Source organism: Bradyrhizobium sp. SZCCHNRI1029, assembly GCF_032487555.1.
Classification (GTDB): domain Bacteria; phylum Pseudomonadota; class Alphaproteobacteria; order Rhizobiales; family Xanthobacteraceae; genus Bradyrhizobium.
In genome coordinates this window covers 25,721-51,172 of record NZ_JAUEUK010000017.1, presented here as the reverse complement: position 1 = coordinate 51,172, position 25,452 = coordinate 25,721, and the positions used below count along the sequence as shown (strand labels likewise).

General features: G+C 61.1%; 24 protein-coding genes, 1 tRNA gene and 1 pseudogene. 13 read left to right on the top strand and 13 right to left on the bottom strand.

The window, feature by feature from the left end:
* Nucleotides 1-57: 57 nt before the first annotated feature.
* Nucleotides 58-1,053, bottom strand: coding sequence for a response regulator transcription factor (locus QW861_RS32195; RefSeq protein ID WP_316193969.1), 996 nt, complete (start codon nucleotides 1,051-1,053; stop codon nucleotides 58-60).
* A 313-nt stretch (nucleotides 1,054-1,366) separates the two neighbouring features.
* On the opposite strand from QW861_RS32195, the gene QW861_RS32190 reads away from it, so the two are divergent.
* The 6 genes from QW861_RS32190 (at nucleotide 1,367) to QW861_RS32165 (ending at nucleotide 8,359) form a co-directional block, all read left to right on the top strand.
* Nucleotides 1,367-2,290, top strand: coding sequence for a sugar phosphate isomerase/epimerase (locus QW861_RS32190; RefSeq protein WP_316193968.1), 924 nt, complete (start codon nucleotides 1,367-1,369; stop codon nucleotides 2,288-2,290).
* Nucleotides 2,291-2,654: 364 nt separating this feature from the next.
* Complete coding sequence (locus QW861_RS32185; RefSeq protein ID WP_316193967.1) at nucleotides 2,655-3,758, top strand: NAD/NADP-dependent octopine/nopaline dehydrogenase family protein; 1,104 nt, start codon at nucleotides 2,655-2,657, stop codon at nucleotides 3,756-3,758.
* Nucleotides 3,759-3,789: 31 nt separating this feature from the next.
* Nucleotides 3,790-4,752 (top strand): DMT family transporter, encoded by a 963-nt coding sequence (locus QW861_RS32180; RefSeq protein WP_315754299.1) that lies wholly within the window; start codon nucleotides 3,790-3,792, stop codon nucleotides 4,750-4,752.
* A gap of 215 nt (nucleotides 4,753-4,967) precedes the next feature.
* Entirely contained in the window at nucleotides 4,968-6,347 is a 1,380-nt protein-coding gene (locus tag QW861_RS32175; protein WP_316159740.1) for an MmgE/PrpD family protein, read from the top strand.
* A gap of 1,237 nt (nucleotides 6,348-7,584) precedes the next feature.
* The gene (locus tag QW861_RS32170) at nucleotides 7,585-7,779 is read left to right on the top strand and encodes a transcriptional regulator domain-containing protein (RefSeq protein WP_315754303.1); all 195 of its coding nucleotides are present in this window, start codon (nucleotides 7,585-7,587) and stop codon (nucleotides 7,777-7,779) included.
* Between the two features lie 4 nt (nucleotides 7,780-7,783).
* On the top strand, nucleotides 7,784-8,359 hold the full coding sequence (locus QW861_RS32165; RefSeq protein WP_315754305.1) for a DUF2285 domain-containing protein: 576 nt from the start codon (nucleotides 7,784-7,786) through the stop codon (nucleotides 8,357-8,359).
* Between the two features lie 230 nt (nucleotides 8,360-8,589).
* Here the strand turns inward: QW861_RS32165 and QW861_RS32160 are convergent, their stop codons facing one another.
* Entirely contained in the window at nucleotides 8,590-8,772 is a 183-nt protein-coding gene (locus QW861_RS32160; protein WP_315754307.1) for a helix-turn-helix transcriptional regulator, read from the bottom strand.
* Nucleotides 8,773-10,090: 1,318 nt separating this feature from the next.
* Here QW861_RS32160 and QW861_RS32155 point away from each other — a divergent pair.
* Nucleotides 10,091-10,540 (top strand): hypothetical protein, encoded by a 450-nt coding sequence (locus QW861_RS32155; protein ID WP_315826501.1) that lies wholly within the window; start codon nucleotides 10,091-10,093, stop codon nucleotides 10,538-10,540.
* A 124-nt stretch (nucleotides 10,541-10,664) separates the two neighbouring features.
* Here the strand turns inward: QW861_RS32155 and QW861_RS32150 are convergent, their stop codons facing one another.
* From QW861_RS32150 to QW861_RS32130, 5 genes are all read right to left on the bottom strand, one after another.
* Nucleotides 10,665-11,450, bottom strand: a complete 786-nt coding sequence (locus QW861_RS32150) for a class I SAM-dependent methyltransferase (protein WP_316171848.1) — start codon at nucleotides 11,448-11,450, stop codon at nucleotides 10,665-10,667.
* A gap of 170 nt (nucleotides 11,451-11,620) precedes the next feature.
* Nucleotides 11,621-12,466, bottom strand: coding sequence for a GntR family transcriptional regulator (locus tag QW861_RS32145; RefSeq protein ID WP_315754314.1), 846 nt, complete (start codon nucleotides 12,464-12,466; stop codon nucleotides 11,621-11,623).
* A 57-nt stretch (nucleotides 12,467-12,523) separates the two neighbouring features.
* On the bottom strand, nucleotides 12,524-13,456 hold the full coding sequence (locus tag QW861_RS32140; RefSeq protein ID WP_316193966.1) for an ABC transporter substrate-binding protein: 933 nt from the start codon (nucleotides 13,454-13,456) through the stop codon (nucleotides 12,524-12,526).
* A 676-nt stretch (nucleotides 13,457-14,132) separates the two neighbouring features.
* Complete coding sequence (locus QW861_RS32135) at nucleotides 14,133-14,870, bottom strand: class I SAM-dependent methyltransferase (protein WP_315754318.1); 738 nt, start codon at nucleotides 14,868-14,870, stop codon at nucleotides 14,133-14,135.
* Between the two features lie 426 nt (nucleotides 14,871-15,296).
* Nucleotides 15,297-16,670 carry an MFS transporter gene (locus QW861_RS32130; RefSeq protein WP_315754320.1) on the bottom strand — a complete coding sequence of 458 codons (1,374 nt, stop codon included), beginning with the start codon at nucleotides 16,668-16,670 and terminating at the stop codon, nucleotides 15,297-15,299.
* Between QW861_RS32130 and QW861_RS32125 the strand changes: the two genes are divergently transcribed.
* A complete protein-coding gene (locus tag QW861_RS32125; RefSeq protein ID WP_316193965.1) occupies nucleotides 16,567-18,036 on the top strand; it encodes a LysR substrate-binding domain-containing protein in 1,470 nt (489 codons plus the stop codon). The genes QW861_RS32130 and QW861_RS32125 overlap by 104 nt on opposite strands.
* Here the strand turns inward: QW861_RS32125 and QW861_RS32120 are convergent.
* From QW861_RS32120 to QW861_RS32105, 4 genes and pseudogenes are all read right to left on the bottom strand, one after another.
* A pseudogene (locus tag QW861_RS32120) lies at nucleotides 18,024-18,224 on the bottom strand (IS3 family transposase); the annotation flags it as partial. The gene QW861_RS32125 and the pseudogene QW861_RS32120 overlap by 13 nt on opposite strands.
* Before the next feature lie 382 nt (nucleotides 18,225-18,606).
* Nucleotides 18,607-19,074, bottom strand: coding sequence for a hypothetical protein (locus tag QW861_RS32115; protein WP_315754322.1), 468 nt, complete (start codon nucleotides 19,072-19,074; stop codon nucleotides 18,607-18,609).
* Between the two features lie 143 nt (nucleotides 19,075-19,217).
* Nucleotides 19,218-20,588: a tyrosine-type recombinase/integrase gene (locus QW861_RS32110; RefSeq protein WP_315754324.1), complete on the bottom strand. Its 1,371-nt coding sequence runs from the start codon at nucleotides 20,586-20,588 to the stop codon at nucleotides 19,218-19,220.
* A 222-nt stretch (nucleotides 20,589-20,810) separates the two neighbouring features.
* A tRNA-Leu gene (locus tag QW861_RS32105) sits at nucleotides 20,811-20,895 on the bottom strand.
* A gap of 173 nt (nucleotides 20,896-21,068) precedes the next feature.
* Between QW861_RS32105 and QW861_RS32100 the strand changes: the two genes are divergently transcribed.
* Entirely contained in the window at nucleotides 21,069-21,602 is a 534-nt protein-coding gene (locus tag QW861_RS32100; protein ID WP_315754326.1) for a disulfide bond formation protein B, read from the top strand.
* On the opposite strand, the gene QW861_RS32095 is transcribed toward QW861_RS32100, so the two are convergent.
* Both QW861_RS32095 and QW861_RS32090 read right to left on the bottom strand, forming a co-directional pair.
* Entirely contained in the window at nucleotides 21,599-22,684 is a 1,086-nt protein-coding gene (locus tag QW861_RS32095) for an AbrB family transcriptional regulator (protein ID WP_315716226.1), read from the bottom strand. The two genes, QW861_RS32100 and QW861_RS32095, sit on opposite strands and share 4 nt — an antisense overlap.
* An 83-nt stretch (nucleotides 22,685-22,767) precedes the next feature.
* Nucleotides 22,768-23,076 carry a PsiF family protein gene (locus tag QW861_RS32090; protein WP_315716225.1) on the bottom strand — a complete coding sequence of 103 codons (309 nt, stop codon included), beginning with the start codon at nucleotides 23,074-23,076 and terminating at the stop codon, nucleotides 22,768-22,770.
* A gap of 191 nt (nucleotides 23,077-23,267) precedes the next feature.
* Here QW861_RS32090 and QW861_RS32085 point away from each other — a divergent pair, with 191 nt between their 5' ends.
* Genes QW861_RS32085 through QW861_RS32070 form a run of 4 tightly spaced genes read left to right on the top strand, consistent with a single transcriptional unit; the run spans nucleotide 23,268 to nucleotide 25,417 of the window.
* The gene (locus QW861_RS32085) at nucleotides 23,268-23,762 is read left to right on the top strand and encodes a hypothetical protein (protein ID WP_315716224.1); all 495 of its coding nucleotides are present in this window, start codon (nucleotides 23,268-23,270) and stop codon (nucleotides 23,760-23,762) included.
* Nucleotides 23,763-23,800: 38 nt separating this feature from the next.
* On the top strand, nucleotides 23,801-23,950 hold the full coding sequence (locus QW861_RS32080) for a hypothetical protein (protein ID WP_315754328.1): 150 nt from the start codon (nucleotides 23,801-23,803) through the stop codon (nucleotides 23,948-23,950).
* 13 nt (nucleotides 23,951-23,963) lie between these two features.
* Nucleotides 23,964-24,749 carry a sulfite exporter TauE/SafE family protein gene (locus tag QW861_RS32075; protein WP_315716223.1) on the top strand — a complete coding sequence of 262 codons (786 nt, stop codon included), beginning with the start codon at nucleotides 23,964-23,966 and terminating at the stop codon, nucleotides 24,747-24,749.
* A gap of 5 nt (nucleotides 24,750-24,754) precedes the next feature.
* A complete protein-coding gene (locus QW861_RS32070; RefSeq protein ID WP_315716222.1) occupies nucleotides 24,755-25,417 on the top strand; it encodes a DsbA family protein in 663 nt (220 codons plus the stop codon).
* Nucleotides 25,418-25,452: the final 35 nt, after the last annotated feature.

The following is a 25,452-nucleotide window of genomic DNA, read 5'->3' as shown; positions in this document are numbered from 1 at the left end:
ATTGAAGTCGACCGAGCGGAAGCTTCGCTGGAGGCTAGCGCGAGAGCCGCTCTCTGATCAGCGGCGAGCGGTGTTTACCCGATCCGATCGGTGCAGCATTCGCGCGTTGCTGACCGGCTCAGGTCGGGGAAGGTAGGTGGCAGGTCCGTCCGGGGCGAAGTCGAGCGAATAGCCCAATCCTCGCACCGTACGGATATAGTTCGGCTCGCCACGTTCACAAAGAGCCTTGCGAATGCGGCTGATATGAACATCGATCGAGCGAACGGCGTTCTCCTGAGTATGTGCTCGAATGCTGGATAGGATCTGCTCCCGAGAAAAGACCTTTCGGGGGCATTCGAGGAGCTGTTGCAAGATCCGATATTCGACGGGGCAGAGGCGAATGCAGCGCGCTCCTCGGGAGACGCGATGCGCGTCGGACTCCATGACAATGTCGGCAAATCGAAGCACTTTGGGACTGGAACAAGTCGATTCGCGCAGAAGACCACGCAGCCGGTCGATGAAGATGTCCGGAAGAAACGGCTTCAATATATAGCTTGTCCGATCCGCATGGACGCACGCCTCCTCGAGGTGAGGCGATACGCTTGCCATGATCAGCGTCGGGACATTCTGCGTTGCAGGGTCCCGGTGCAACTGTTCGAGCGCGAAGGCTACGCGATCCCCGCACGATACATCGTCCAGGGCGATCAAGCCGGGGCGCGCGGCGGTGGCGGAGGCGATCGCATCTGTCAGGGTATCAGTCAGCATGCAGTCGAAGCCGTTGCTCTCGAGAATGTATTTGAGCAGGCTCGTGAATCCCTTGTCGCCGACCAGCAGGACGCGTGGTCTCGAAGGCACGGAGATGGAGCGGCCTTCGTCGCGGGCTGTAGAAGCCGGCGCAGACATCTGGTCGCATCCCGCCGCGGATTGGTCGACCCTCGAATCCGGTTTCCAGCCGGTCGCGAATGCAAGGCCCTTGTCCTGATTTTTAGCTGAGTTTGCGACACTGCAGAACTCCTCGGCAGGCTCGTCACTGCCAGCTAGGACTGCCTTGTGCACCATTCCCATCTCCATCATGTGTCTGCATCATCAGATGCAGTAGAGCAGCTTCCGGCGCGCGCGGAAGCTACCAAGCCGGATAGGGGGCTGGACGTGTACGGCTGCCGTCGGCAACCTTGGGACGGGTACGGATCCGTGAATGGTGATGCAATTCCGCAGATGGCGGTCGTCGCTGCGGAACGAGAAGTTTGCGCTCCGGACCGCGGACCTCTACCAGGGTTGGTAGTGGCAGTGTGTGGTCGGTCGCCCTATCTTTGCGGTGCAGGCTCTCCGTGCCGCAGCCGGTCGCAAGTCATCAAGCTTTGGCGCGTCCAGTCGAAGGATCCATGATATGATTTTCGGAGAGGCGCAGATGGTCAGCCGCATCGGATTTGTGCAGGGTGACCTCATGGAGCCGGCTGACAAGAGAGGACGAGGCTTTCTCACGGATTGCTGGCGCGAGGAATTCTCGGTTGCCCAAAAAGTCGGCTTCGAATTGATCGAGTGGAGGATCGGTGACGAGCCGATCCTGATGAATCCTGTGATGTCGACCACCGGACGAGATCAGATGCGGCGGCTTAGTCGCGAGTGCGACATCTGCATTCCATCGCTGTCCGCCGACTTCATGATGCAATCCCCCTTCTACAAGGTCACCGGCCGTGAGCATTGGGCGAGGCTCGATCTGCTCGGTGCCGTGATCGAGGCGTGTGCTGAGATCGGCATCAAGCTCCTTGTGGTGCCACTCGCGAACGGCGGGCAACAGCTTTCCCCCCGCGAGGCGGCGGCACTTCGATCCGGACTGGATCGGCTTGCGCCGCTCCTCGAGGCTTGCGGCGTCGTCCTCTCCCTTGAGTCTGATCTCGATCCGCCGCTCTTGGCATCGCTGATCGAACCATACCCGGCAGACCGGTTCGGCATCACATACACGGTTGGATGTCGAGCTTCGACGAGCGCTGATGCGCATGAGGCCCTTGCCGCTTGCGGCAGCCGGATCGTGAACGTCCACCTGAAGGACTGGAATTTGCACGTCGACCGCGCTTCGCCGTCTCGTCAGCGAACCAACCTCGCCGGCGCGCTCAATCAGCTGAGACTCGCAGGTTATCGGGGCGATCTTATTCTTCAATCGACCCCTGGTAACTGTCGAGCAGCATTGCTCGCCCAGTATGGTGCCATGGCTGCGACCTGGTGGAGCTTCGGGGGGCCAGATCATCTCAGTCTTGCTCCAGGGATGGTCGAGGCGAACGAGAACCTGCAACAGCTGTCGCATACGCGGTGAGCCTGGAGCTCGACGCCACGCCGAGACGAATTCCCTGCAGGCTGTGACTTCGCACCTCTCTGCATGAATTGGTGCGTCCCAGAGCTCGCTTTGGACGAAGCATGATCCTGGCGGTTGCCCTTGACCGAGCGAGGACGGCGCCTTCGCGCGCGTGAGCCAGTCGTGCAAAGATAATGGCGATCTATTGACCGCAAAGGCAAGTCAATGCGCGCATCTTTGCGTTTCCTCGCCAGCCCATTATTAGTGTCCGAGGCGCGTACGTTAGCGAGATGCTTCCGTATGTTTACAGGATTATTATGTTGACCGGATCGCGCTGCTCCAAGAATACTTAAATCTACGTTAGGTTGCGTCATGGAGCAGCAACATGCAGACGTCGGTTTCGATCATTGGTGCCGGGAATTGCGGATGTGCGTTCGCGGCCGATCTTGCCAGTCGAGGAGCGAACGTACTGTTGTACGCGCATCCCGAGCATCGCCGGCACGCGGAGACAATCGACCGCAACGGCTATCTGGAAGCAGGCCTCAAGATCGAAGGCCGCTTCCATCCGGATGTCAGCTCGGACATGGCCGACGTCGTCCGGTTCTCCAAGTTCATCATCATCACGGTCCCGTCATATGGCCATGAGGCCGTCCTGAGCGAACTCGCAAAGTTCGACCTCAGCAAGCATGTCGTCATTTCGATCACGGGCAACTTCTTCGCTCTCATGGCGCGCAGACAAATCAATGCGCGGTACATCCTCGAAACCGCCACGGCGCCCTACGCCTCGAGAATGCAGGATGGCAAGGTGACGGTGATGGGCATCAAGAGCATCATGCCGATCGCAGCGATGCCGGTCGATGTCAGTGAAGCGTTGCGCGATGAGATTGGCGCGATCTTCCCGATGCCGCTGCAGTGGCGCAGCAATGTTCTCGAGATCGGCATGTCCTGCATTACCGGAGTGATTCATCCGACGCCGGCGCTGATGAACGCCGGATGGATCGAGACGCGAAAGGGCGACTTCTATTTCTATCGTGAAGGCATGTCGACGTCGGTCGCCCGCGTCATCGACGAAGTCGACAAGGAGAGAATGGCGATCGCCAGGGAATTTGGCTTCAAGCCGCAGCCTGTCGTGGCGATCATGAACAGCTACTACGACAGGGCCTTCGCCAGTTTCGGCGAGTTCGCCAGAGAGACGGTCGAACACAACACGACCAAGATGGCGCCGACGCACATGCGTGACAGGTTTATTGTGCAGGACGTTCCATACGTTCTGGTTCCCTGGTTCGAGCTCGGCGTCAAGGTCGGCCTCCATTCCACCGCGATCAAGTCGATCATCGATCTGGCCTCCATCGTCAACGAGACGGACTATCTGGAGACCGGCCGAAACCTGCGCAGGCTGGGACTGGATGCGGCTTCCAAGGGACAGGTGATCGAGACATTCAGCGCACCGCTCGCGCCCTGGGACGATGAGCTTCGCCGTATCGCGTAGATCTTGGCCGCTTCTCGACCATGAGGCTTGTATGACGATCATCAGCAGCCGGCAGGGCGTGCCAGACAGCTCGGTGTCATCTCACCTGCCGGCAATCGGCTATAAGGTGCTCTCGGCAGCGGTGCTCGCCGTCATGTTCGCCTTGATCAAGAAGCTGGGCGGCGAGTACCCCGTGGGACAGATCGTCTTCGTTCGGAGTTTCTTCGCTCTACTGCCGATTCTCTGGCTTGTCCGGCGTCTCGGAGGTTATCGCCTGCTTCGCACCGAGCGGCCGGGCGCTCATCTGCGCCGCTCCGTTGCCGGTCTTTGCTCCCTCTTCTTCAGCTTCACGGCGGTCGGGATGCTGCCGCTCGCGACCGCGACGGCGCTGGGCTACGCAGCACCGTTGTTCATTACGCTGTTTGCCATTCCCTTGCTCGGGGAGAGCATTCGCCTCCATCGTCTCGTTGCCGTCGTTTTCGGATTTGGCGGCGTGCTGCTGATGGCCCATCCCGATGGCCGGGGGCTCTCCTCGGGAGTCCTGTTCGCGCTGGCCGGTGCGGTGGCTACGGCCCTTGCATTGATCTCCATCCGCAAGATGCGGGACACCGAGACGAGCATGGCCATTGTTTTCTACTTTTCGCTCTCGGGCACATTGGTGAGCGCAGCGACACTGCCGTTCTCTGCAGTCTGGCCGAGCGTGACTGACTTGCCGATCCTCGTCGCGATTGGTGTTCTGGGCGGCGCTGCCCAGATTCTGCTCACCAAGGCCTACCAGATGGCGCCGGCGAGCGTCGTTGCACCCTTCGAATACGCCACCTTCGTCTTTGCCTTTCTGCTCGGTCTCCTCGTCTGGCGTGAGATGCCGGTCCCCATCGAGCTGGCCGGAATTGCCGTCGTGATCGCCTCAAATCTCTTCATTGCGATGTACGAGCAGCTGGCCGGAGTTTCGTCAAAGCTTCGCCTGCCCGGCAAGTGGCACCACACCGCGACGGTCCGCGCCAAAACCGACTGAAAGGATCGGCGCGGATCCGGCTCAATCCCATAACTCCGACGAATAGGTGCTCGCAAAATTCGACTTTGACTTCCTGCTGCCATTCGCGCGGAAGATGCTCAAAGGCCAGCTTCGTGCCATTTCGATAGAGTTCGGTTTGCCAATCATGAGTCGGACGGCTGCGCTACCTCACCTCGTCCGATCAGCACACATGTTGAAGATCCCTGGAGGCCCGCATGACATACACCGCTGCCGAGCTGTTGGCCGAATGGGTCAGCGCGAGCAAAGTTCCAGAAGAAGCCCGGATCAGCGCGGCGAAATGCGTGCTCGATTTGATGACCGCCGCGATAGCCGGCCATGAGACGCCAAATGCGGTGGCCGTGCGCCGAATAGCGAGCGCGACCTGGGGCCATGGACCGGCGGCGATGTGGTTTTCAGGAGAGCGGTCGACCGCTGCGGGGGCAACCTTCGTCAATGCGGCCTGCGCGTGCTCGCTCGACCTGGATGATGGCCACCGCGCCGCTTCGGGGCACCCCGGCGCAGCGATCATTCCGGGGGTATTGTCACTACTCGGCGGTCCGTCCTTGGATGGGCAACGGGCGCTTGCCGCCATTGCCATCGGATATGAGATAGGCATTCGTATTTCTGCTGCCCGGGATCTGCGAAGCGTCCCGACGGTGAACAGCGGCCTCTGGAGCGGTCAAGCCGTTGCGGCAGCGGTGGGTTGGCTGAGAGGGCTGTCGCGGAGCCAGATCGCACACGCGATCTCAATCGCTGGGACAACGGCACCGAGCCAGTCGGCCACTCCATACACCCGGTTCAGAGGCAACAGCGTCAAGGAGGGCATCCCATGGGGAGCTGCCAATGGCATCCTGGCGGCCGATCTGGCCAAGCAGGGCTTCACCGGACCGATCGACATTCTGGACAGTTCAGAACGGTACGATCGCGCGCGGCTTCTCGACGGGCTCGGAACGAGTTGGCTCATCAACAGCACCTATTTCAAGCCCTATAGTTGCTGCCGTTGGATTCACGCGCCGATTGACGCGCTGATCACATTGCTGAGCGATCATGACATTCATCCGGAAGCCATCATCAGCATCGATGTGGAGACCTTTGGGAGGTCGTTGACCCTGAGCAACGAGGTGGAGCCGCGTACGCTGGAAGGAGCGCAATACAGCCTTCCGTTCTGCCTCGGTGTCGCCGCGACCAGCGGCGCACCAGCGTTGCTCCCCTTGAGCAACGAGTCGCTGACAGACCAAAGGGCCATCGAGATCGCTGGACGCGTCCACATGACCGTCAATCCCGAATTTGAGCTGATGTTCCCGGCTGCGGTTCCCGGGCGAGTTCGCATCACCACGGCTTCGGGCACCTTTGAGCGGACCGTGTTGGCGCCGAAGGGAGAACCTACGAACCCCATGAGCTGGGACGACATCGGGTTCAAGTTCCAGGCCATTGCAGCTGGTCGCGCCGATGCTCGTGTCGCGGCTGGGATTCCAAATGCGATCGGCGCGTTGCGAAGGGGAGATGTTGCGCCGTTGCAATCGATGCTGGAAGCAAGGCTGTTCGCCAGCTCGAATGACGCGTCGTCCGTCGAGCGGCTTGAGGTCGCCCAGTAGGCCCAGCGAGCGATGAGACGGCGGCAAAAAGTCTTCCTGGCAACAGGTCTATGCAGATCGCTTTGTCCCATCCCCTGGACAGGAGCGTGCGTGCGAAGCCGGCGAGGAGGGACCGGCCACTCAGTTTCTGCAGCGGTTTGACATCTCCCCTAACCATGCTGTCTCATTTGGCTTCCTGATATGAAAATGACGAGAAAGCAGCACTGCCTTTAGGGGTAGTGGTACTGAATGCAGTTGTATGCCTGTCACAATATCGGGAAATCCCTCAGTGCGGTGAAGACGACGCCACGGTCGCCGTCGACGTGAAAGCGCCATACGTCAATCGGATCGACCTTTAGTCTCTGTTTGAAATCTTGTTTTGAGCAGCGAGAAGGCCGGCATGGTCAAGACACCAGTTTTCATCGGACCTAGCGTCGCAACGGATGCTCCCTCCCTTGCACGAGCGGATACTGCCCGTCTGCTCTGTCCCCATCGGGCAGATTGCGGGACGAACTGGCGGGGGTCTAAGGCGAACCTTGTGTTCGCAGCAAAGCTGCTCGGCTGCTTGCGCACAGGAACGTCACCGCCACCATCTGCGCTCGAATGGTCCGGATTTGTTGAGCACTGGACTGTCATCGTTCGCGACGACATATGTGTGCTTGAGGGAACGGTATGGCGTCTCCCATTGTGCCAGGGCAGCTTGGCTGCACCTCTTTTGGCCATTGATCCTGCCGCAGGGTGGGCGCGCGCGCTCGGGGAATGGCTTACAATAGGGGCGCCGCACAAGAGCACCGGCGCAGCCGGACTTCGTCCGGAGCTGATCTCCGATCGTGCTGCACGATGGCTGGAACATCAGCTCGCCCCCACAGATTGAGCTGTGGCCCAGATCGCTTGACCGACATTGCCAAGGGCGGACGAAGCGCTTCTCAAACGGGTGTGAGCGCCTTTTGAGAGCGCGCGTGAGCTTCGAGCGTAAGCAAACTTGATAGGGTCGCGCGACCGCCGTCGATCTGCTGAAATCCTTGGCAAAGTGGACCTGAGGCGAGGCTGGTATGCCGCAGACAGCAGCGGGGCCTCATCATCGCTGCCCGGAATCACGCGATTTGAGTGAAACCGAAAGTCCCTGGAATACGCAAAATCCACTGTGTTGCGCTCGATCGGTGTCAACGCCGCAGATTGATAGCCACGTGCAGGAGCCCTCGTTGCTAGCCTCTGCAAACCTTGGTGAGAGAGTGGAAATGGCAGGGACGAGTGTGTAATGAGCGAGTTCAACTGGAGGTCGTCCGAGTCTTACAAGAAGCTCGAAACAGCCGATGCGGCCGACTTTGCCTGGGAATGTCTACGTCGTAATCCAGACTATCGGCGAGACTACAGCGATCTGCTTGCACAAGACAAAGACGGCCCGACCGATCCTGAATTCCGGCAGCGATGGGGGCTTTCTTTTCGCGGCTGACCCAATGCGCCGGTTTGATGCTCAGGCCATATTCTGGGCGCCGGAAGTGCTGCCGACTGTGCTTCGGGTTGCTCCGACCTCGCAAGGCTCGCTTGCGCCATTCTCTCATCTCGACCTTCGCGGATCGCCCGGCGCCGAGCTGAGACGGGCGTCCGACGGCTGGTACGCGGTGCTGCAGTTGGGCGGCGCCACGCACCGGCTGATGCTCGCCCGGCTTCCGGCGAAGGGGACGGCCGTGGCTGTCGAACTGCCGCTCGACCGTGATTTCGATTTGCAGACGCGCGCGGCCTATCGGCTTTGGACGGCGCTGAGACGAGGTCCGATACGGCTGCCGGCTCACACCGGGCCCATTCAGCAGCGCCGGCGCCTCGTTCTTGCGCTGCGCGCCTTGGATGGCCGCCTCGAGGGCCAGAATTATCGGGCGATCGCCACGGTTCTGTTCGGGTCCGAGCGAGTTGAAGATCGGGGATGGAAAACGCACGACCTGCGCAGCCGGACGATCCGGCTGGTTCAAACAGGTCAGACCCTGATCCGAGGCGGCTATCGAAATCTGCTGCGTAGCCAACGGCGATCAGCATGATCGGCGCGCTGGTCCGTCTCGCAGCCGCCGCGGAAAGTCGACCCTCCGGACAAGGACTGGCTGGGCATGAGGGATGCGAAAACTCAGTCATTCGGCTTGGCCGATGTCCTGAGCGCATTACTCGTCGTCGCGCGAGCGGAGAAGTTCAGCCATCTGCAGCACCTTTCGGCAAAGCCGCTCGTCGGATATGCCGAAATAGAGCTCGAGCAGTTGGCGAGATTCGCGTTTGGTCACAAGCAAAGAACCACGTGATCGGAACAGCGAGCTGATTTGCGATTTCGTACAGCGCAAGATGCGCTGATCTGGGTCTCGCCCGCTTCATACTTCTGAATGAGTTGAGCTGTCACGCCGAGGCGTCTTGCCAGGTCATCCTGGCTGAGATCGAGCAGGTTCCGTCGCAGGCGCGTTCCCACATGCTGATCGACATGATTGGGCTTCTTGGATGACCTCCTGAGCCGCTTGCCTTGGCTTGAAAGCTTCGGCAGAACCTGGCAACAGCGATTGCCGCTCGAGGAGCAGCCGGACTATCCTTACGGCCAATGGGTGCGTAGCGTTTACGACCATGTGCTTCGTACAGGCAGGCCGCTCTTCGACGACGTTGATGCCGTCATCCGGCGCCCACACCGAAATGACAGGTTGCGGGTGCACTACAGGCGCCTCATCCTTCCCTGCGGTTCGACTGGCTCCAGACCAGCTCGCCTTGTCGGTGCGTCGCTCGTCGAGAACGTTGCATCAACCCCTTGATAGCTGCGCGATGCAGTACGAGGATGATTAATGCACCCCTGATGGCGAGTGGTTGAGTGCGGTCTTGCGAGCTTTCCGGCTGTTGAGCGGCCCGCTTGCAATGCGTCAATTGCCTTGAAACCTGGCAGTTCGTGCTTGGGTCCGCAGCAGCGCGGCGCGGCATGCCTTTGGCTCAATTCCGGCGCGACATGTCGCAGCCGTCTGCTCAACCGGAGCCGTTGATTGCGCCGTCCCATGGTATGACGCGGATGGGACGGTTCGGACGGCCACAGCGACTGCGAATGACCAAGCTGGCACCGGCAAGAATGGAAGATTGGTCCGTTCGCGCCACAGCATGCATTCTGATCGCGCGGGTGTTGAGGCCGGCCGTGAGGCGGGCCCGCGGAACATCTCAGGGCATGATCCGGGAGATCGAGGTTCATTCTGGATGGCGCAACGATCGGACCCCGCATCGGCTTCCAAACCTGCGTCCGCGCCATGGCGGAGGCCGTTCAGCGCCGTGCCGAGTGAGGCGAACAGGCATTGGCTACTCGCGTAAGACGAGTGGCGATGATAGTGGCACGCAGCAATAGGCCGCACTGCGGACGCCGGACGAGCTTTCTGGCCAGTGACTCCGCCGCTGGCGTAGGACCACCAATTTCGGTAGCTCGCCAAGCGCAGGCTTGCGTGGCATGAGTGGGCCAAGCTGGCCGAGCGCAACCTCTTTCGTCTCGGCACGTCGCGTGAAATGAGCCGGCGTCAAAGACAACGCCGTTTCCTGCGTCGCGATGCGAGCTCTCCGCATTGCCTCGTGACGGGGCTCTGGCAGTCTGGGACCTATTGATGACGGCCTGAAACAGATATTGTATTGATGTTGATACGACTGGGCGATATCGTCTCACGTCGAGAAGGAGAGGCGGACTTCGTCCGCTGGGTGCGCGTCGATCCCTTGCAACCGATCGGCTGTCGGCGACCTTCCACCGACCGTTTTCGGCCTGGAGTTCGGTGATGTCTCTTGATGAAACCCTGCGGATTTTGGCAACCGTCGAGCCAGGTGGTCTGAGGCTCGATGAGCAAGCCATCGAAAGCAATCCCGACGCCGTGCTCGTTGCCCTCGGACGCAGCTTTGAAGCGCTCTCCGCAGAACTCGCAACTCTCCAGCAGCAAGATGCGCAATCAGCTGCGGCCACCTGGGATGCAAACTCGCAGATCTCCGCCGTGGTGGTGCCCGGTGTAGAGCGCATCGAAGCGGTCTTGAGCTCGCTTGACCCGATTGAACGCGCCATCATGGCGATTCCGGCCAGAACGGTCGTCGGCCTGGGGGTGAAGGCGCGACATGCTGCACATGTGCTCTCAAATTACTGGGCGGACATCCCCGAGAGGCTCGACTGGGATGCCCGGACCGTGCGGCATCTGATCGAATCCGCTTGTTCAGTCGCCGGTGTAGAGCTGAGCTAAGGTCTTTGCTGCGGGCCGTCTTCGTCATGGAGCGGTGCGATGGCCCGTGGCGACCGGCGTTTGCCGGCGCTTTCGCCCTATGGGGCGGCCAAGTAGGTCGATTGGGCAGCGAAGCTTGTGAGCCTCAGCGGCGCTGCGCAATGAGGACCTGCGATTCAATGACTTCTACGACGCCGCCGGCGGTTGCGAATGGCGATATCTCCATCGTCAATTCCTGCGCGAGCTGACCTTCGAGGACGCCCAGCTGTTCAGGGGAGGAGGTCGACATCGATAGTGCGCGGTCGATCAGGCGAGCGACAGGCACGAGACGCTGCTCAATGACACCAATTCTGGTGAGCTGACCGAAGCGCGACTCCAGCAGGATCGATTCGTGACGTAAGCGCTCGGGTGCGAAACCGACACTCTTGTTGGTGAAGCGATCGACGACGTCCGAGTAACGCTTGTACCAGGCGTTCTGTGGGACATCGGGACGTACGTCATTGAACAGCATGACTGCGCCGTCCTCCTCGATCAATGGGTCTAGCTTTCGCAGCGTATCGGCGCGATCCATCCAATGAAAGGCGCGTCCAATCGCCACGGCGCGAAAGCGGCCGAGCTGCGGGCTGAGGTCGAACGAGCTGCCTTCGATCAGTTCGATCTCAACGGCCGCCGCGTTGGCGATCGCCTGAGCAGCCTCTAGCATGGCAGGCTCCGGATCTATTCCGATGACCTTGCCGACCAGGGGTGCAAATGCGATGCCGAGCCACCCTGGTCCACAGCCGAGATCCATCAATCGGTGGTCCTTGGTCAGACGAAGGTGATCCGCCACAACTTGGATGAGCGCGGGTGCGTAATTCGGTCGCCCGGCCACGTAGTGAGGGACCGTCGATTGAAAGCGAGGGAATGAAGGGGAAACTGGTTCGGACGTCATCTGTATCGTTCGGCCGCCGTGCAGAGGCTCATGTCTTGTGACGCCTCCCGGTGTGGGCCGGTCCGCCCACGGCGCGGCCCCATGAGATTGTGAGCGCTTCTCCTTCGCACGCGTACCGAAATGTCAGTTTGGACGGAACGTGCTCGGGACTTGGCGCGCTTGCAGGCAGGCTAGAAGTCTTTCAATGGCATGCGAAGCTCGTAGGTTGCAGGTGGAGCCAGCAGCTCGAAGTGCTGAATCGGACGTCCGGCGCTGTCGAAATGAATGCGCACCACCTTCAAGAGCGGTGCGCCTATCGCGACATTGAGGCGTGCTGCGACAACGGGGTCGGCTGCAGCTGCCGTCACAATCTGCTCGCCAGATGTGAATGTGATGCCGAAGCGCTGCAGAATCGCATAGAGCGACCCTCCTTCCATGTCCTCAGGACCAAATTGCCGTCCGATCGCTTCCGGAATGTAGGTCGTGACCTGCATGATTGGCCAGTCATTCATGTAGCGGATGCGAACTGTGCGCTGGAAAAGGTCGCCTGGCTGGGCTTGGAAGTGCTCGCGAACGTGACGAGGGGCCACCTTGAACTCGAACTCGACCACGTGAGCTCGCGTTGTGCGCACGATCTCCCTGTTTCGAGCAGCGAGGTCCATCATCGGCACCGTGAGAGGCTCCGGCTTCGAGAGCTCCCGTACGAACGTGCCGACACCCTGGCGGCGTTCGATCAGTCCGAGCTCATCGAGAGTGTCCAAAGCTGCCCGGATCGTCACGCGCGAGACGCCGAAGAGCACAGCCAGATCCGCCTCCGCCGGCAAGACTTCTCCTGGTGCATAGCGGCGTTCTGCAATTTCGTCCTGCAGGACCAAGAACACCTGATGATGAAGCGGTATGTCGCGCCGCCGTCTTGCAAGGATCGCGGGCCGTCCTTTTGGGCGCTTGGGCTTATCTGTCGGACGCGTCTTCCGCGCCGTTTTCTTGGCGGCCGAAGCAGAAGCGTTCGAATGCTGCGGAGCTCGCGGCGCCACCACCTAGCCTCGATCCCACAGTGCCGCGGGCATGTTCATCGGCTCGAACTCTCCACGATGCTATTTCGATGCTAGCGTCTGGAGAGCCTTTTCGACGAACCTGTTCGTAAATGTCTCCGCGAGATCGACCTTCACGCCACGCAATTGTGGGTCGACGGTCGACAACACCTGAAATGCGATCCCCGCGCCCTCGGCGCTGAATCGGCCATCGGGCGAAAACATGTCTCGGGTGCCCCGGATGGAGGCGAGAAAGATGTTTCGATCAGGTTTGGCCCATTCCGCCGGAAGCGCATCGGCGATCTCGTCGACGGACGCGCGATCAATCCACTGCAGGGCGCGCACCATCGCGAGAACAAAGGCCTGGAGCGTATCGGGATTGCGTTCGATGAAGTCTGACCGCACGTAGATCGTCCCTGACGGATAGAGACCGCCAAAAATGCCGATGGTCCCCTCGTTGGTGCGAGTGTCCGCGACAAGTTTGACGTCACCTGCGGCGGTCAGCGCCGTAAGCGCCGGCTCACCCGTGACGACCCCATCCACAGCGCCGTTGCGGATCGCTGCTACGGCACCTGTGCCACCTCCGACACTGACGAAGGAAATGTCGGCCGGAGAGACACCAGCTCGCAAAGCGATGTACTCCACCATGAACTGAGTTTGGGATCCCAATGCCGTGACCCCGATCTTCATGCCTCTCAGGCTGCTCGGGTCGCGATAGTCCGCAGCCTTCTCTTTTCGCAGGGCCAATGCGAACGTCGGATGCCTGCCAAACAGCACAACCCCGACGATTTTCTGTCCCTTGGCATGCATCTGAATCGTATGGTCGAAAGCGCCAGCGGTGAGTTCAGCACTTCCTGCCATCAGAGCCTGGAGCGCCTTGGATCCGCCGCTCACGTCAAGAAGCTCCGGGTCGAGGCCCGCGTCCCTGAAAAAGCCAAGGCGCTCGGCAAGTGTGACCGGTGCGTATTGTAGGAATGCCTTTCCGCCGATCGTCACTCTGACTCTGGACGTCTCGACGGAATTGCCCGCCCAGGCCGAATTCGCCGAGCCACACAACGCCAATAGCGGAAGCCCGAGAAAACTACGTCGCTGTAACACTGGCCGGGTCTCGCGAGTGTTGGGAGGGAATGTGTGCCGGTAGTGAACTTTTCTCACGATCCGATCACATTCGAATCATACGAACGATCATCCGCACGAGCAAGGCAAAAGCTCGCCGAGGTTGCACGAGTTAAATGCACGTGAGGCGATAGTCATCATAAACTGCGACCGAAAATTGTCGAAAGTAGTTGTTGGACGTCGATTGAGGCCGGGCAGCCGGCTGCGCGATGAGACCGAACTACTCCACGCGCTCAAGATGGACCGGCGACGCTCGCGTTCTGCGAAGCACACGCATCAGATATGCAAATCGCTCAACGAGTGCAGCTACGATCAGTCTCCGGCTTCGCAATCTGGCCTTGGGGAATTCGGCCGAGAGCGCCGCTTCCGGCTAGCTGCACCGGCACGGAAGCTGCACGCCGTTGCTGTCCGGCGCAGTTCGCCGCCCAACGGCCATGAGGCGAGAGCGGCCAGCTCAGCAAAGTGACCATAGTCCCAACTTCGTCAGGCCATTCGACCGGAAGTAGCGAGCACGTCAAGCTCGCCCGATATGATCGAGTTCAGCCGGCAATTGACATCAGGCTGCGACGTCCGTCTTGCGGGTTACCCAGACAATACCGGCGCGCTTGCGGCAGACGAACGATAGGACCTCCGCAGCCGCCGGCAGGCGAGCGAGCAACGACAGCCCGCGCCGTCCTGCGGACTGAATGCGGAACCGCATGAAGTCCGCCTCGGCGGGGACTGGAGGAGACCCAAAGGCCGATTGCCACCATCTTCGCAACTCACCAGGCGAGTAATAGAAAACGTCAGTTTTGAGCTGCCACAGCATAAAGTCGGCCCACTCTTTGCTGCTCTTGCCTTCCCGATAATAGCCGAAGCCGAGCCGATGCGCGGCTCGCATGTAGAGATGGGCGAATAACTCGGGCATGTGATGCACGAAGTAGAGCCCCACGTGTCCCTCGAACCACGACGTGCGGTCAGGAAACAAGGCCAGGAATGCCCCTCCGGGCTTTAGTACGCGCGCGATCTCGGAGACCGCGAGCTCCGGGTCTCGCACATGCTCGAAGACCTGGTTGGATATGACAACGTCGAAGAACCCTTCGTCGAAATCGAGGCGTCCATTGCGGAGCGCGCGGAAGTGCTCAGGACGTTCCGAGGCCGGAGCATCGAGGTCCGCTCCGAAGAACTCGTAGCCCGCCTTTCGTCCATAGACCACCACCTCGCCGCGCCCGCAGCCGTAATCCAAGACGCGGGGGCGTTCAACGCCAGATAGCGAAAGTGCTCGTCGGAACACAAACTCGTAATTCGGGCTCATGGATGGAGACATCGCAAAAACAGCGCGCCTCTGCAACACAATGTTTCTGCATGTGACGGCAGGTTTCGAATATTGCCGCTTCGAACGAACCAGCCAAATTCGTGCTCCAGCAGCGTTATGACGTCGGTCAGCCGCCTGGGATCGCTGCTAGCACAAGCGCCAGAAGTCAGCGCCGGACTAGATGCGTTGGTCATCCAGGCGTGGTCAGTAACTCACGCCGAGTAACGTTCCTCGCGTGATGCTGACAATGATAAGACTGTTAGAATACGCGATTGTGAACGAGATGTCACTTATCCTGGAGGTTGTGCTTACCATCAATGGGCATTCGTACTAGTTAGTCGTGGACTGCCACCATTTCTGGCGCTCGCGGCGCAGTTACGCGCTCTCTTTCACTCTTATTCCGACCGGGCCCTACGCTCGCTATCGTCATCCATGACGTTGACTGCGGCTGGAGGACGGCAACTCTCGATCCGAAGAATGCCTTCCAATCAGGGCAAAAACGGCCGCCGAGCCGACCACGGCAGCGATCGCGGCAATTGCAAAAATCGTGGCAAATACGTTGATGCCGGACAAAATTGAATTGGGCTGTTCCAACGATGTCCTCATCACGGCGCCGAACATCGCAATCCCGATAGCGAATCCACCTTGACGGAGAATTACGCTGATCGCAGAAGCCGCTCCCGCCTGTTCGCGACGTACAGCTCCGACAATCCTCGCCGTTAGTTGCGGATTGAGTGCACCATTTGCGCACCCCGCGATGGCCATGCCAATAAGGCCCATGACGAGATGCTGCATCTGTGCCGCCGCGGCCATCACAAAAGCTCCGATCGAGACGATCAGAAGCCCGGCGCCAAAGAAGACTCTTGCTTCCATTGCCAGTGCAATGCGAGCGGAGAACATAGGTAATGCAACCATCGGCATGGTTGCGGCTAGCATCAGAACCCAAGCGTCACTAAAAGAGCGGCCCAACCGTTCTTGCAGGAAAAGGGGCAGATAGATCAGCACGGCCCAGTAAGCGACCGACAAAGCAACTGGCACGAGACAGAATCCAACAAATGTTCGGCTGGAAAACATATCGAGTTCTATAAGTGGTTGAGTACCAAAGCGTTGAGTTGACCAGAAGGCGATAAAGAGCCCCAGTACCCATAGAATTGCAAGCCAACTGGGAATTTCGAACGTCGAGATGCGTGCGCCATGAAGCAGGAGCCAGACGACCGAAAGAAGCAGCGCACTCAACGTCGCGATGCCGCGCAGATCAATTTTTCGCTCAGCTGGATCGCGAGATTCGTCGACTACTATGATCGCGGCAATTGCAATGAATAGGCATATGGGGATGTTGATTAAAAACACCCAATGCCACCCCAATAGGTCCGCGATCAGGCCGCCTCCGGCCGGACCGAGGGCTGTTGCGACTCCTGCCATTGTTCCTGTCCAGGCGAACGCCCGAGCGCGGCTTGCTGTATTTGTGTAGCGATTACCAATTATTGCGAGCCCAGAGGACATCATAAAGGCCGCGCCGATACCTTGGCCTACGCGGCCGATGATCAGAGAAATCTGGGCCCCAGCAAAGGCACATTGGAGAGACGCGAGAAGGAAGATGGCATTGCCACCAAGCAACATCATGCGTCTGCCGAAACGGTCGGCGAGAATTCCGGCGGACAACAAGAAGGCCGTTAGCGCAATGCTGTAAGAATCCATGAGCCAAGCGAATCCGCCGACATCGAGTGCCAGATCCTGCTTTACGAGGGGCATCACCATAACGATTGCTGTGATATCGAAATTCACGACGAATAATACCATGCCTACAATCGTAGGAACCAACGTGTTCAGCAGTGATGTTGATTCGTCTAAGCGGGTCGAACTTTCCGCGGTCAATGTCGTCCCCTATCTGAAGGTGTTGCCACATTTCGTGTGGGTTATCGGAGCTCTAGCGGATGAACGGATCCGATGGAGAACGCGCACGTCGGGAGAACTTCCGGGATTGGAAGACGACGCATTCCAGGTGATTAAAGCCGGTTCGGAACGCAAGACGATGAGGTCCCAGCTGCGGGCTGCCTGGTCCGGATTGTCTTCTGCAGTCGCACAAAATGCATGCTTTGCGACCAATGTTCGCTTCTCGAAGGCGCAATGGGCATACCGCTTTAAATGCCGAACAACTCCGGAGGACGCGAATGATCGCTTCTCAAAACGGCATGAATCTGTATCATGTTACGCGAGGTCCCAAATGATCCGTCGCTTGCCGCCCTTCGGCCCGCTTGTCGCGTTCGACGCAGTCGCCCGCAATCGCTCGTTTACGCGGGCGGCCGACGAACTGGGGGTTACCCAGAGTGCAATCAGTCATCAGGTGCGCCGGCTTGAAGAATTCTTCGGTATGCAACTTTTGATACGCCGCAATCCTGGAGTCGAATTGAGCGATGACGGGGCCAGGTTAGAAGGCGAGCTCGGCCCACTCCTCGACGAGATAGCGGGTCTTGGGCCTAGCTTAAGATATAGATCGACCCGACAGATGCTGCGCTTGGGAGCTGGCTCGTCGTTAGCCGGATGGTGGTTGATTCGCCGGTTGAGAGCCTTTCGCCATTCCAACTCAGAAATTGAGATTGATTTTCGGCTTGTCGAGTCTGAGGCTGTTGGTGAACCGCCGCTGGATGTCCGGATATTGTGGACTACTCTCGCAGAGTCCCGCGCCACGCCATTGCAAGAGCCGCTCCTACGCGAACGTATCTTTCCGGTCTGCGCCCCGTCTCTTCTTCCTCAGGGCATGCCTTTGTCGGATCCAACGGCACTGCTCGATCTTCCATTGATACAGAAAGGTCATCCCCCTGAGGGTGAATGGAGTTGGGCCTACTGGTTCGGGAAACTTGGGCTTAAGCGCAGCGAACCGCACGGTCTTTTATTAGGGGACATGGGCCTTTGCTTGACCGCCGCTGTGGAGGGCGCTGGCGTCGCCATCGGCCGCTCCCTCCTCGTCGCCGATGCAATCAGCGACGGGCGCCTCGTGCCCGCACTAGCGAACGCTCCTCACGTCCTATCAAACAAGGTTCACATTGCGCGTTGGAGCCAGGATCGCATTGGAAATCCACACACCAAAGTGCTGGTTAACTGGCTCGCGCAAGCCGCCGAGGACACGGATCGCGCTATGTCAAACGACTGGCACAGCATGGCGTAGTAGCGTTGTTCGGCTTCGGCCGGCGGGAGGTTGCCAATGGGCTCAAGGAACCTGCCGTTGTTGAACCAGCCCACCCATTCCAGGGTCGCGAACTCGACGGCTTCGAATTTTCGCCATGGCCCGCGCCGATAGATCACTTCAGCCTTCTAGAGGCCTTTGAAGGTTTCGGCGAGAGCGTTTTCATGGTTGCCATATCATGCGCCTGCCGTGGTTTTCGAGCCAAGATCATACAATAAGTTCCGCGCGACAGGGATCAACAGCGCGGAGCCTCGCCTGAGACGCCGTGGGCTAAGGCAAAGCACGCCCGGAATGCCCAGCTCCGGTTCGCCGAAAGGCCTCGCTGAGCCGTTCGGTCCCGAACGGCTGACGGATAGAATTTTGAGCAGCCGCTTCGAAATCGACAGGGTACACTGGCGGGTACACCCAAGAAGACGCAACAAAAAGCTCTGTGTATATCAAACGTATAGCGCAAAGTTCGATCCCGCCCCTGGGGCCATACCTACACCACTCGCACCGACGGTCTATTGGGATCGGGCACATTGGGCCGTCAGCGGTTGCGGACCGATGAGGCTATTCATCTGGTTGCGTATCCGAGAAATACAAACTCACGAGCTTGCCCGAGCCATATCGCGGCTTGTTGAATCGCGCCTCAACATACTGCAGCCGCCCACTTCTCAGATCGGTCTGCAGCGCCCAAAATACGTCGGCTGGAAGATAGGCAGAGAAAAGCCGGAGGTCTGGCTTGAGTCTCATGTACAGCAACGAGGGTTGTGCCTGAGCACCATTCGCATCGCTGCGATGATAAACGCGCGAGCACATCAGAGAGCAGCGGATTTCCCTGCCGAGGTGCTTGGGCAACTCGGGTCTGGTCATGACGATTTCAGCAAGCAAATGAGCAATAGCTTCATCTGTGCTGGCGTCACGCTCGCTACCGTGCGTTGAGATGTAGTAGCTCGCAGTGACCGATTTCACGTGAGCAACCAAAGAATATTCCTCTTCCGGTTGCTTGCGGTTTGGCAGTCGTTCTCTAGCCGGCATTCGAGGTCTTTCCTTTGGCCAGGTGGAGAGCTCGGCTATGAGGAAAGCAGGCCAGTGTTGACCCAGCAGTCTGCTGAAAACTGTCACATGATCTTTGCCAGGGATCGAACAGGCAGCATCAACCGCGCACGAAGCTACGTGACTCAGCCCTGCGACCCGCGCTTGATCGGCATCACCTTCTTGGGATCGAGCCAGTGGTCGATACGATCAGCCCAATGCTGCATCAGCTTCGTGCGCGAGCCGATCAGCGCGAGCGGTCCGTGTTTCTTGTAGAGCCCTTCCACGGTCGAACTATCGAGATGCGCGAGCTGCAGTTCGACGACATCGCCATCCCATGCCTTGGCCTCCTTGATCTCTTCGTGGTGGGACAGGGTCGAGAAGGTGGTCCGGAACCCGTGGGCGCAATGATCAGTCTTGGTGTCAATGCCAAGCAGCCGCAAGCGCTTGTTGAGCGTGTTGTTCGATAGCGGGGCATCCTTTGAGCAGGAAAAAACATACTGGCGATGGCCGGTCAGCTTTTGGACGCTGCGCAGGATAGCGAGTGCCTGTCGTGACAAGGGCACGACATGGTCCCACCCGGTCTTCATCTTGGTGGCTGGAATAGTCCAGCGCTCAGTGTCCCAATCGACCTCGCTCCACTCCATTTCATTGACCATGCCGGGGCGAGGTATGGTCAGCGCATCGAAGCGCAAGGCAAGGCCAACAATGTCGCCAAACCTCCCTCTCGCCCACGGTGCGCTGATGAGCTTGAAGACGCGCGTCACATCGCGTGGCTCAGTTACGCCGGGACGCGGCGTCGAAATGTTGGCAATCAGCTTCCCATTCAGATTGCGGAATGGATTGTAGCCGTCGCCTTCGACGTCGGCATAGTCACAGATTTGCGCACCGATGCTGCGCACGCGGTCGCGGGTTTCCAGCTTTCCCTTGGCTTCGTATGAACGCAGGAAAGCGAGCACGTCCGGACGCTTGATGTCCTGCCTGCACAGCTTGCCAAAGCGGGCCTTGACGTAGCGGACGCGCAGCTCAAGGACCTCGATTGTCTTTGGGTCGCGCACCGCAACGATTCTGCCGCGCTTGACTTTCTCCATCTTTTTCTTCGCGAGCCACTCGTCAGCCCATTGCCCGAAAGGTCGAGCGGCCGCTTGCCTGTGCTTATCGAGCTGTTTCTCGGTGCTCGGGTCTTTGCCGTCCTTGAGCAGGTGCTTGGCCTTGTCGCGCTCGTGACGTGCGTCGGCGAGCGAGAACGTGCCGTTCTTTCCGTTGCCGTAAGGCCCGATGGAGTAGGTTTTCTGGCGACCGGAGAAGCGGTAGGCCATCCGCCAGAGCTTGGAGGCAGCATGGCCGGGTTTATTGTCGTCGGGTGTGACGAAGAGGTAGAGACCGCCGCCGGTTACATCGGAAATCTTGGCGGCACCCCACGCGCCATTGTCGAATCTCGGTTGGGCAGCGCGGCAGTCGACGTCGGTTCTGATCTGCTTGGGATTGACGCACGCGACATCGTTCTTGCGGGTCATCTGCTCCATTCCTTCGTTCGGAATAGCGAAAGTCGCCGTGAACGTTTGTTCTCCCGATACCAACACGATACCAACAAAAATACCAACAAATCGGGCGGCTGGGATCGGGCGAGAACAAACGGTGATGAACGCCAATGTGCGCGGAAAGGCCCACTTTTCAAGGGGTTCCGAGCGGAGCGCGAACTGTTGCGGACGATTTAGAACGGGCTTGAACAGCCTAGTTGGTGCCCCTGGCCGGAATCGAACCAGCACTCCTTGCGGAACTCGATTTTGAGTCGAGCGCGTCTACCAGTTCCGCCACAGGGGCATTCGCCGGGCCTGTGCAGGAACCATAGCGAAGCGGGCGGACTATAGCGGGCGGCCGGGCCGGGTCAACCCGCACGGACGTGATGGGCGCGCATCTCGACAGCTTTCGCGGGCCGGAGTAGGAGCCGGAACGGCCCGGCATGGGACCGGATGCAGCCCCGTTCGGGAGGACCGATGACCAATACTTCTGTGATGGCGCGCCCTGCGGCGGGAGCCATGAGCCCGGCGGTGGCGGCGGCGCTGCTCGCGGCCGGCATCGCGGCGGCGGCTTTGGCCGGCGCCTGGTACATGCAGCTGGTCTGGGGCCTGCAGCCCTGCGAGCTCTGCCTGAAGCAGCGCTGGGCCTACTATGCGATCGTGCCGCTCGGGCTGCTGATCGCGCTCGCCGCCAAAGGCGGCGCGCCGCGCGCGCTGGTGCTCGCGGGGCTCGGCGTGGTCGCGCTGGCCGCGCTCGGCAATGCCGGGCTCGGCGTCTATCACTCCGGCGTCGAATGGGGCTTCTGGCCGGGGCCGACCGAATGCACTGGGCCGATCGGCAATCTCGGCAGCGCCGGCAGCCTCTTGGAGCGGCTCGACAGCGTCAAGGTCGTACGCTGCGACGAGGTGCAATTCCGCTTCCTCGGCCTGTCGCTCGCCGGCTACAGCGTGCTGATCTCGCTCGCCATCGCCGCCATCGCCGGCTGGGGCATCACCCGGAAGCGCGCCTAGTCGTCGACATCCTCCTGCGGCCGTCCGAACAGATGGACGATGCCGGGGGTGGCGATCGTGACGAACACGAAGCGCGACAGGTGATGCGCGCCGACGAAGATCGGGTCGATGTGCAGCGTCAGTGCCAGGGCCATCATCGCGTCCATGGCGCCGGGCGCGAACGCGACAATGGTGTCGGAAAAGCGCACATGCGTCACCAGCACGATCACGGTGACGAACAGCGCCGAGATCGCCACCGCGATCGCGAACGAGCCGAGCGCGGCCCTGATATGGCCGACCAGGGTCTTCACCCGCATCCGGGCGAAGCGGCTGCCGATCAGGGCGCCGATGCCGACCAGCGCCACGCCACGCATCCATTCCGGCAGGCCGCCCTCGACGAGGCCGGTGCCGTGCAGGACACCGCTGGCGACCATCGCGCCGAACAGCCAGCTCGCCGGAAACCTGATCAGCTGCATCAGCATCGCCGCGACCAGCGAGGCCACCAGCAGTGCGAGCAGGCCGAGCGGCGAGGCGACGCTCTGGCCGAGCGAGATCGGCGCCGCCGGTGCGACGCCGGCCACTGCCAGCACCAGCGGCAGCGCCGCCGTCAGGATGATCACCCGCAGCGTCTGCACCACGGCGATCGCCGGCAGGTCGGCGCCGCGCTCGACCGCGAGCATCGTGATCTGCGACAGCGCGCCGGGACTGCCGGCGAGCAGCGCCGAGGTGCGGTCCCAGCCATGGACGCGCTGCAGATAGAGGCTGGAGCCGAAGGTCGAGCAGAACGTCGCGAGCGCCAGGAGGCCGATGGTCACCGGATAGGCGCTGACATGGTTGATCAGCTCGCGCGAGACGACGGCGCCGATCGAAATGCCGAGCAGCAGCAGCACGGTCTGGGTTAGGATCGGCGGCATCGCCAGCGGGCGGCCGGCGATCGCGGCGATCGCGGTCGCGATCATCGCGCCGGAGATCAGCCCGCCCGGCAGATGGGCGACGAGGAAGATCAGGCCGCCGGCCGTGCCGAGCACGAGGGTCTCGATCGCGCTCAGGGTCTTGGCGCGGCTCGGCAGGTCAAAGGGGAGGGAGGAGATGATCTGGCGCACGGCGCCTTATGCCAAAACCTGCCTGCGCGAACAATTCCCGCCGCTGCGCAGGCGCCATGCGCGCATGCGCCCGCAGGGGCAGGTCATTTCGGCTTGTCGGGCGTCGGCAAGGGAGCGGGCACGGGTATGGTCGCGGCGGCCGCCGCCTTGTTGCGCTTGCAGGCCGAGCGGAATTTGCCGCGTGCCTTGCCCTTCAGCCCCTGCTCGTCGGCCTCCTTGGAGCAGGCGATGGAAATCGTCCGCCGCGCCGCCTTGTCGAGGGTGGCGAACTTGTCGGTGGCGGCATCGGGCCGCGACGGCAGCGTCAATCCGGGTTGCGAGCGGGCGGGGCCCGCGGCCGACAGGGTGGCCATTGCGATGGCCGCAATCGCCGCCCGGGCAGTGAATCTCATGCTGAAGTCCTCGAACGAAAGGCACGCTGCGATGTCCGGCGATGCTGAACCCGCAGTGAATGGAATGAGCCGGATCGCCGCGCGACGCAAATTATATTTTCGCGCGGCCATGCTCCCGCCTGCTTTGTCGGTCGCGGGGGTCTCGCTAGAATTACCGTCCCATTCCACCATGCTCCACAGGGAGATCGAGGATGAGTTTTCACGCAAAATCATTGGTTGCTTCGTCACTCGCTACGCTGGCCGTGATCGGGCTCGCGACGTTCGCCGCCGCGCCGGCGAAGGCGCTGACCGCGCAGGAATGCAGCGCCAAGTACAAGCAGGCGAAGGAGGCCGGCACGCTGGGCGGCCAGAAGTGGAACGACTTCCGCAAGGCCCAGTGCGGCAGCGATGCCACCGCTGCCGCGGCACCGGCGGCTCCGGCCGCGCCTGCGGCGGAGGCCAAGCCGGCCAAGGCGGCGAAATCCGACGCCAAGGAGGCCGCTCCCGCGCCGACCGGTCCCGCCGTGTTCCCCAACGCGGTGGACCCGAAATACGCCAAGGAGAAGCCCGGCAAGGCGCGGCTGCAGACCTGCGTCGATCAGTACAATGCCAACAAGGCGACCAACGCCAATGGCGGCCTGAAGTGGATCCAGAAGGGCGGCGGCTACTACAGCGAATGCACCAAGAAGCTGAAGGGCGCTGCCTGATCCGGGTTGACGAGACGATGCCGGCGGCCGGAGGCATCATGCGTTCGGCCGCCGCTCTCGACGCCGCGCATCGCCGCGAGACCGCCGGCCCGACTCGGCTCGGCGCCGGTCGCGCGGCGGTTCGCGCCGGTGGCGGCGGAATTGCTGCTCCGGTGATTTTGGGGCTTGCCTTCCTGTGCGGGAAATGACCCTGCTCTCGCCATGATCTCTGCTGTCCAAGGTGTGCTCAGCCTGTTTTGCGGCGCGATGGTCGGGTTCTCGCTCGGCCTCGTCGGCGGCGGCGGCTCGGTGCTGGCGGTGCCGCTGATGGTCTATGTCGTCGGCGTGCCCGAGCCGCACATCGCGATCGGCTCGAGCGCCATCGCGGTCGCCACCAACGCGGCCATCAATCTCGCCAATCATGCGCGCGGCGGCACCGTGATCTGGCCGATCGCGGCGCTGTTCGCAACGGCGGGCATCGTCGGCGCCTTCACCGGCTCGCTGCTCGGCAAGATGGTCGACGGCCAGAAGCTGCTGGCGCTGTTCGCGCTGGTGATGATGGTCATCGCCATGCTGATGCTGAAGACGCGCGCCCGCATCGGCACCCCCGATGTGAAGATGAGCATGGCCAACGTCCCGGCGATCGTCGGCTTCGGCCTCGCCACCGGCACGCTGTCCGGTTTCTTCGGCATCGGCGGCGGCTTCCTGATCGTGCCGGCGCTGATGGCTGCGACGGGCATGCCGATCATGAATGCGGTCAGCTCGTCGCTGGTCGCGGTGACGACCTTCGGGCTCACCACCGCGGCGAGCTATGCCTGGTCCGGGCTCGTCGCCTGGGATCTCGCCGGACTGTTCATCGCCGGCGGGATCGCGGGTGGCCTTGCCGGCACGCGCCTGGCGCGCCATCTCTCCGGACGGCGCGGCGCATTGAACGTGGTGTTTTCCGTCGTGATCGCGGTGGTGGCGCTGTATATGCTGACGCGCAGCCTGCTGCATATCTGGAGCTGACCTCAATGAAGCGCGTCCCCTCGACTGCGATCACCTCCGCCAGCAGCCGGCGTGACGTGTTGACGCTTTTTGGCGCAGGCGCGGCGCTTTCCTTGTGGCCCCGCGACAGTCGCGCCGAGGACGCCGACGAGCCCGACGAGGGCGCGGTGCTGCGCGACCCCGATGCGCCGGTGCTCGGCAATCCTTCGGGCGACATCGCGATCGTCGAATGGTTCGACTACAATTGTCCGTATTGCCGCAAGCTCGATCCCGAGCTGCAGCAGGTCATCCATGATGATGGCAAGGTGCGCTGGGTTCTCAAGGAGTGGCCGATTCTCGGGCCGACTTCGGTGGTTGCCGCGCGGATGGCGCTGGCCTGCAAATATCAGGACAAATATGCGAAGGCGCATGAGGCGTTGATCGGCGTCAGCTCGAAGCTCACCGAACCGCGCATCGACGAGCTGCTCGCGGGAGCAGGAGTCGACGTCGACCGCGCCAAGCGCGACCTCGCCGCAAACGCCAAGGCCATCGATGACATGCTGGCGCGCAACGACAAGCAGGCGCGGGGATTGCGTTTCCGCGGTACGCCGTCCTTCATCGTCGGCAAGTTCAGGGTACCCGGCGTGCTGACCATGGCGCAGTTCGAGCAGGTCATCGCCGACGCGCGCAAGGCCAGGGCGGCCAACTGATTGGCAAAGCAAAGGCGCCCCGACCAACGGCCGAG

Coding starts and splice junctions, on each gene's coding strand:
- QW861_RS32075 (WP_315716223.1), top strand. CDS start 23,964: ATGATCTCTGCTGTCCAAGGTGTGCTCAGCCTGTTTTGCGGCGCGATG.
- QW861_RS32125 (WP_316193965.1), top strand. CDS start 16,567: ATGAGCCAAGCGAATCCGCCGACATCGAGTGCCAGATCCTGCTTTACG.
- QW861_RS32110 (WP_315754324.1), bottom strand. CDS start 20,588: ATGACCCGCAAGAACGATGTCGCGTGCGTCAATCCCAAGCAGATCAGA.
- QW861_RS32090 (WP_315716225.1), bottom strand. CDS start 23,076: ATGAGATTCACTGCCCGGGCGGCGATTGCGGCCATCGCAATGGCCACC.
- QW861_RS32150 (WP_316171848.1), bottom strand. CDS start 11,450: ATGACGTCCGAACCAGTTTCCCCTTCATTCCCTCGCTTTCAATCGACG.
- QW861_RS32195 (WP_316193969.1), bottom strand. CDS start 1,053: ATGATGGAGATGGGAATGGTGCACAAGGCAGTCCTAGCTGGCAGTGAC.
- QW861_RS32135 (WP_315754318.1), bottom strand. CDS start 14,870: ATGAGCCCGAATTACGAGTTTGTGTTCCGACGAGCACTTTCGCTATCT.
- QW861_RS32130 (WP_315754320.1), bottom strand. CDS start 16,670: ATGGTATTATTCGTCGTGAATTTCGATATCACAGCAATCGTTATGGTG.
- QW861_RS32070 (WP_315716222.1), top strand. CDS start 24,755: ATGAAGCGCGTCCCCTCGACTGCGATCACCTCCGCCAGCAGCCGGCGT.
- QW861_RS32165 (WP_315754305.1), top strand. CDS start 7,784: ATGCGCCGGTTTGATGCTCAGGCCATATTCTGGGCGCCGGAAGTGCTG.
- QW861_RS32115 (WP_315754322.1), bottom strand. CDS start 19,074: ATGCCGGCTAGAGAACGACTGCCAAACCGCAAGCAACCGGAAGAGGAA.
- QW861_RS32170 (WP_315754303.1), top strand. CDS start 7,585: ATGAGCGAGTTCAACTGGAGGTCGTCCGAGTCTTACAAGAAGCTCGAA.
- QW861_RS32190 (WP_316193968.1), top strand. CDS start 1,367: ATGATTTTCGGAGAGGCGCAGATGGTCAGCCGCATCGGATTTGTGCAG.
- QW861_RS32180 (WP_315754299.1), top strand. CDS start 3,790: ATGACGATCATCAGCAGCCGGCAGGGCGTGCCAGACAGCTCGGTGTCA.
- QW861_RS32080 (WP_315754328.1), top strand. CDS start 23,801: ATGCGTTCGGCCGCCGCTCTCGACGCCGCGCATCGCCGCGAGACCGCC.
- QW861_RS32155 (WP_315826501.1), top strand. CDS start 10,091: ATGTCTCTTGATGAAACCCTGCGGATTTTGGCAACCGTCGAGCCAGGT.
- QW861_RS32185 (WP_316193967.1), top strand. CDS start 2,655: ATGCAGACGTCGGTTTCGATCATTGGTGCCGGGAATTGCGGATGTGCG.
- QW861_RS32100 (WP_315754326.1), top strand. CDS start 21,069: ATGACCAATACTTCTGTGATGGCGCGCCCTGCGGCGGGAGCCATGAGC.
- QW861_RS32175 (WP_316159740.1), top strand. CDS start 4,968: ATGACATACACCGCTGCCGAGCTGTTGGCCGAATGGGTCAGCGCGAGC.
- QW861_RS32085 (WP_315716224.1), top strand. CDS start 23,268: ATGAGTTTTCACGCAAAATCATTGGTTGCTTCGTCACTCGCTACGCTG.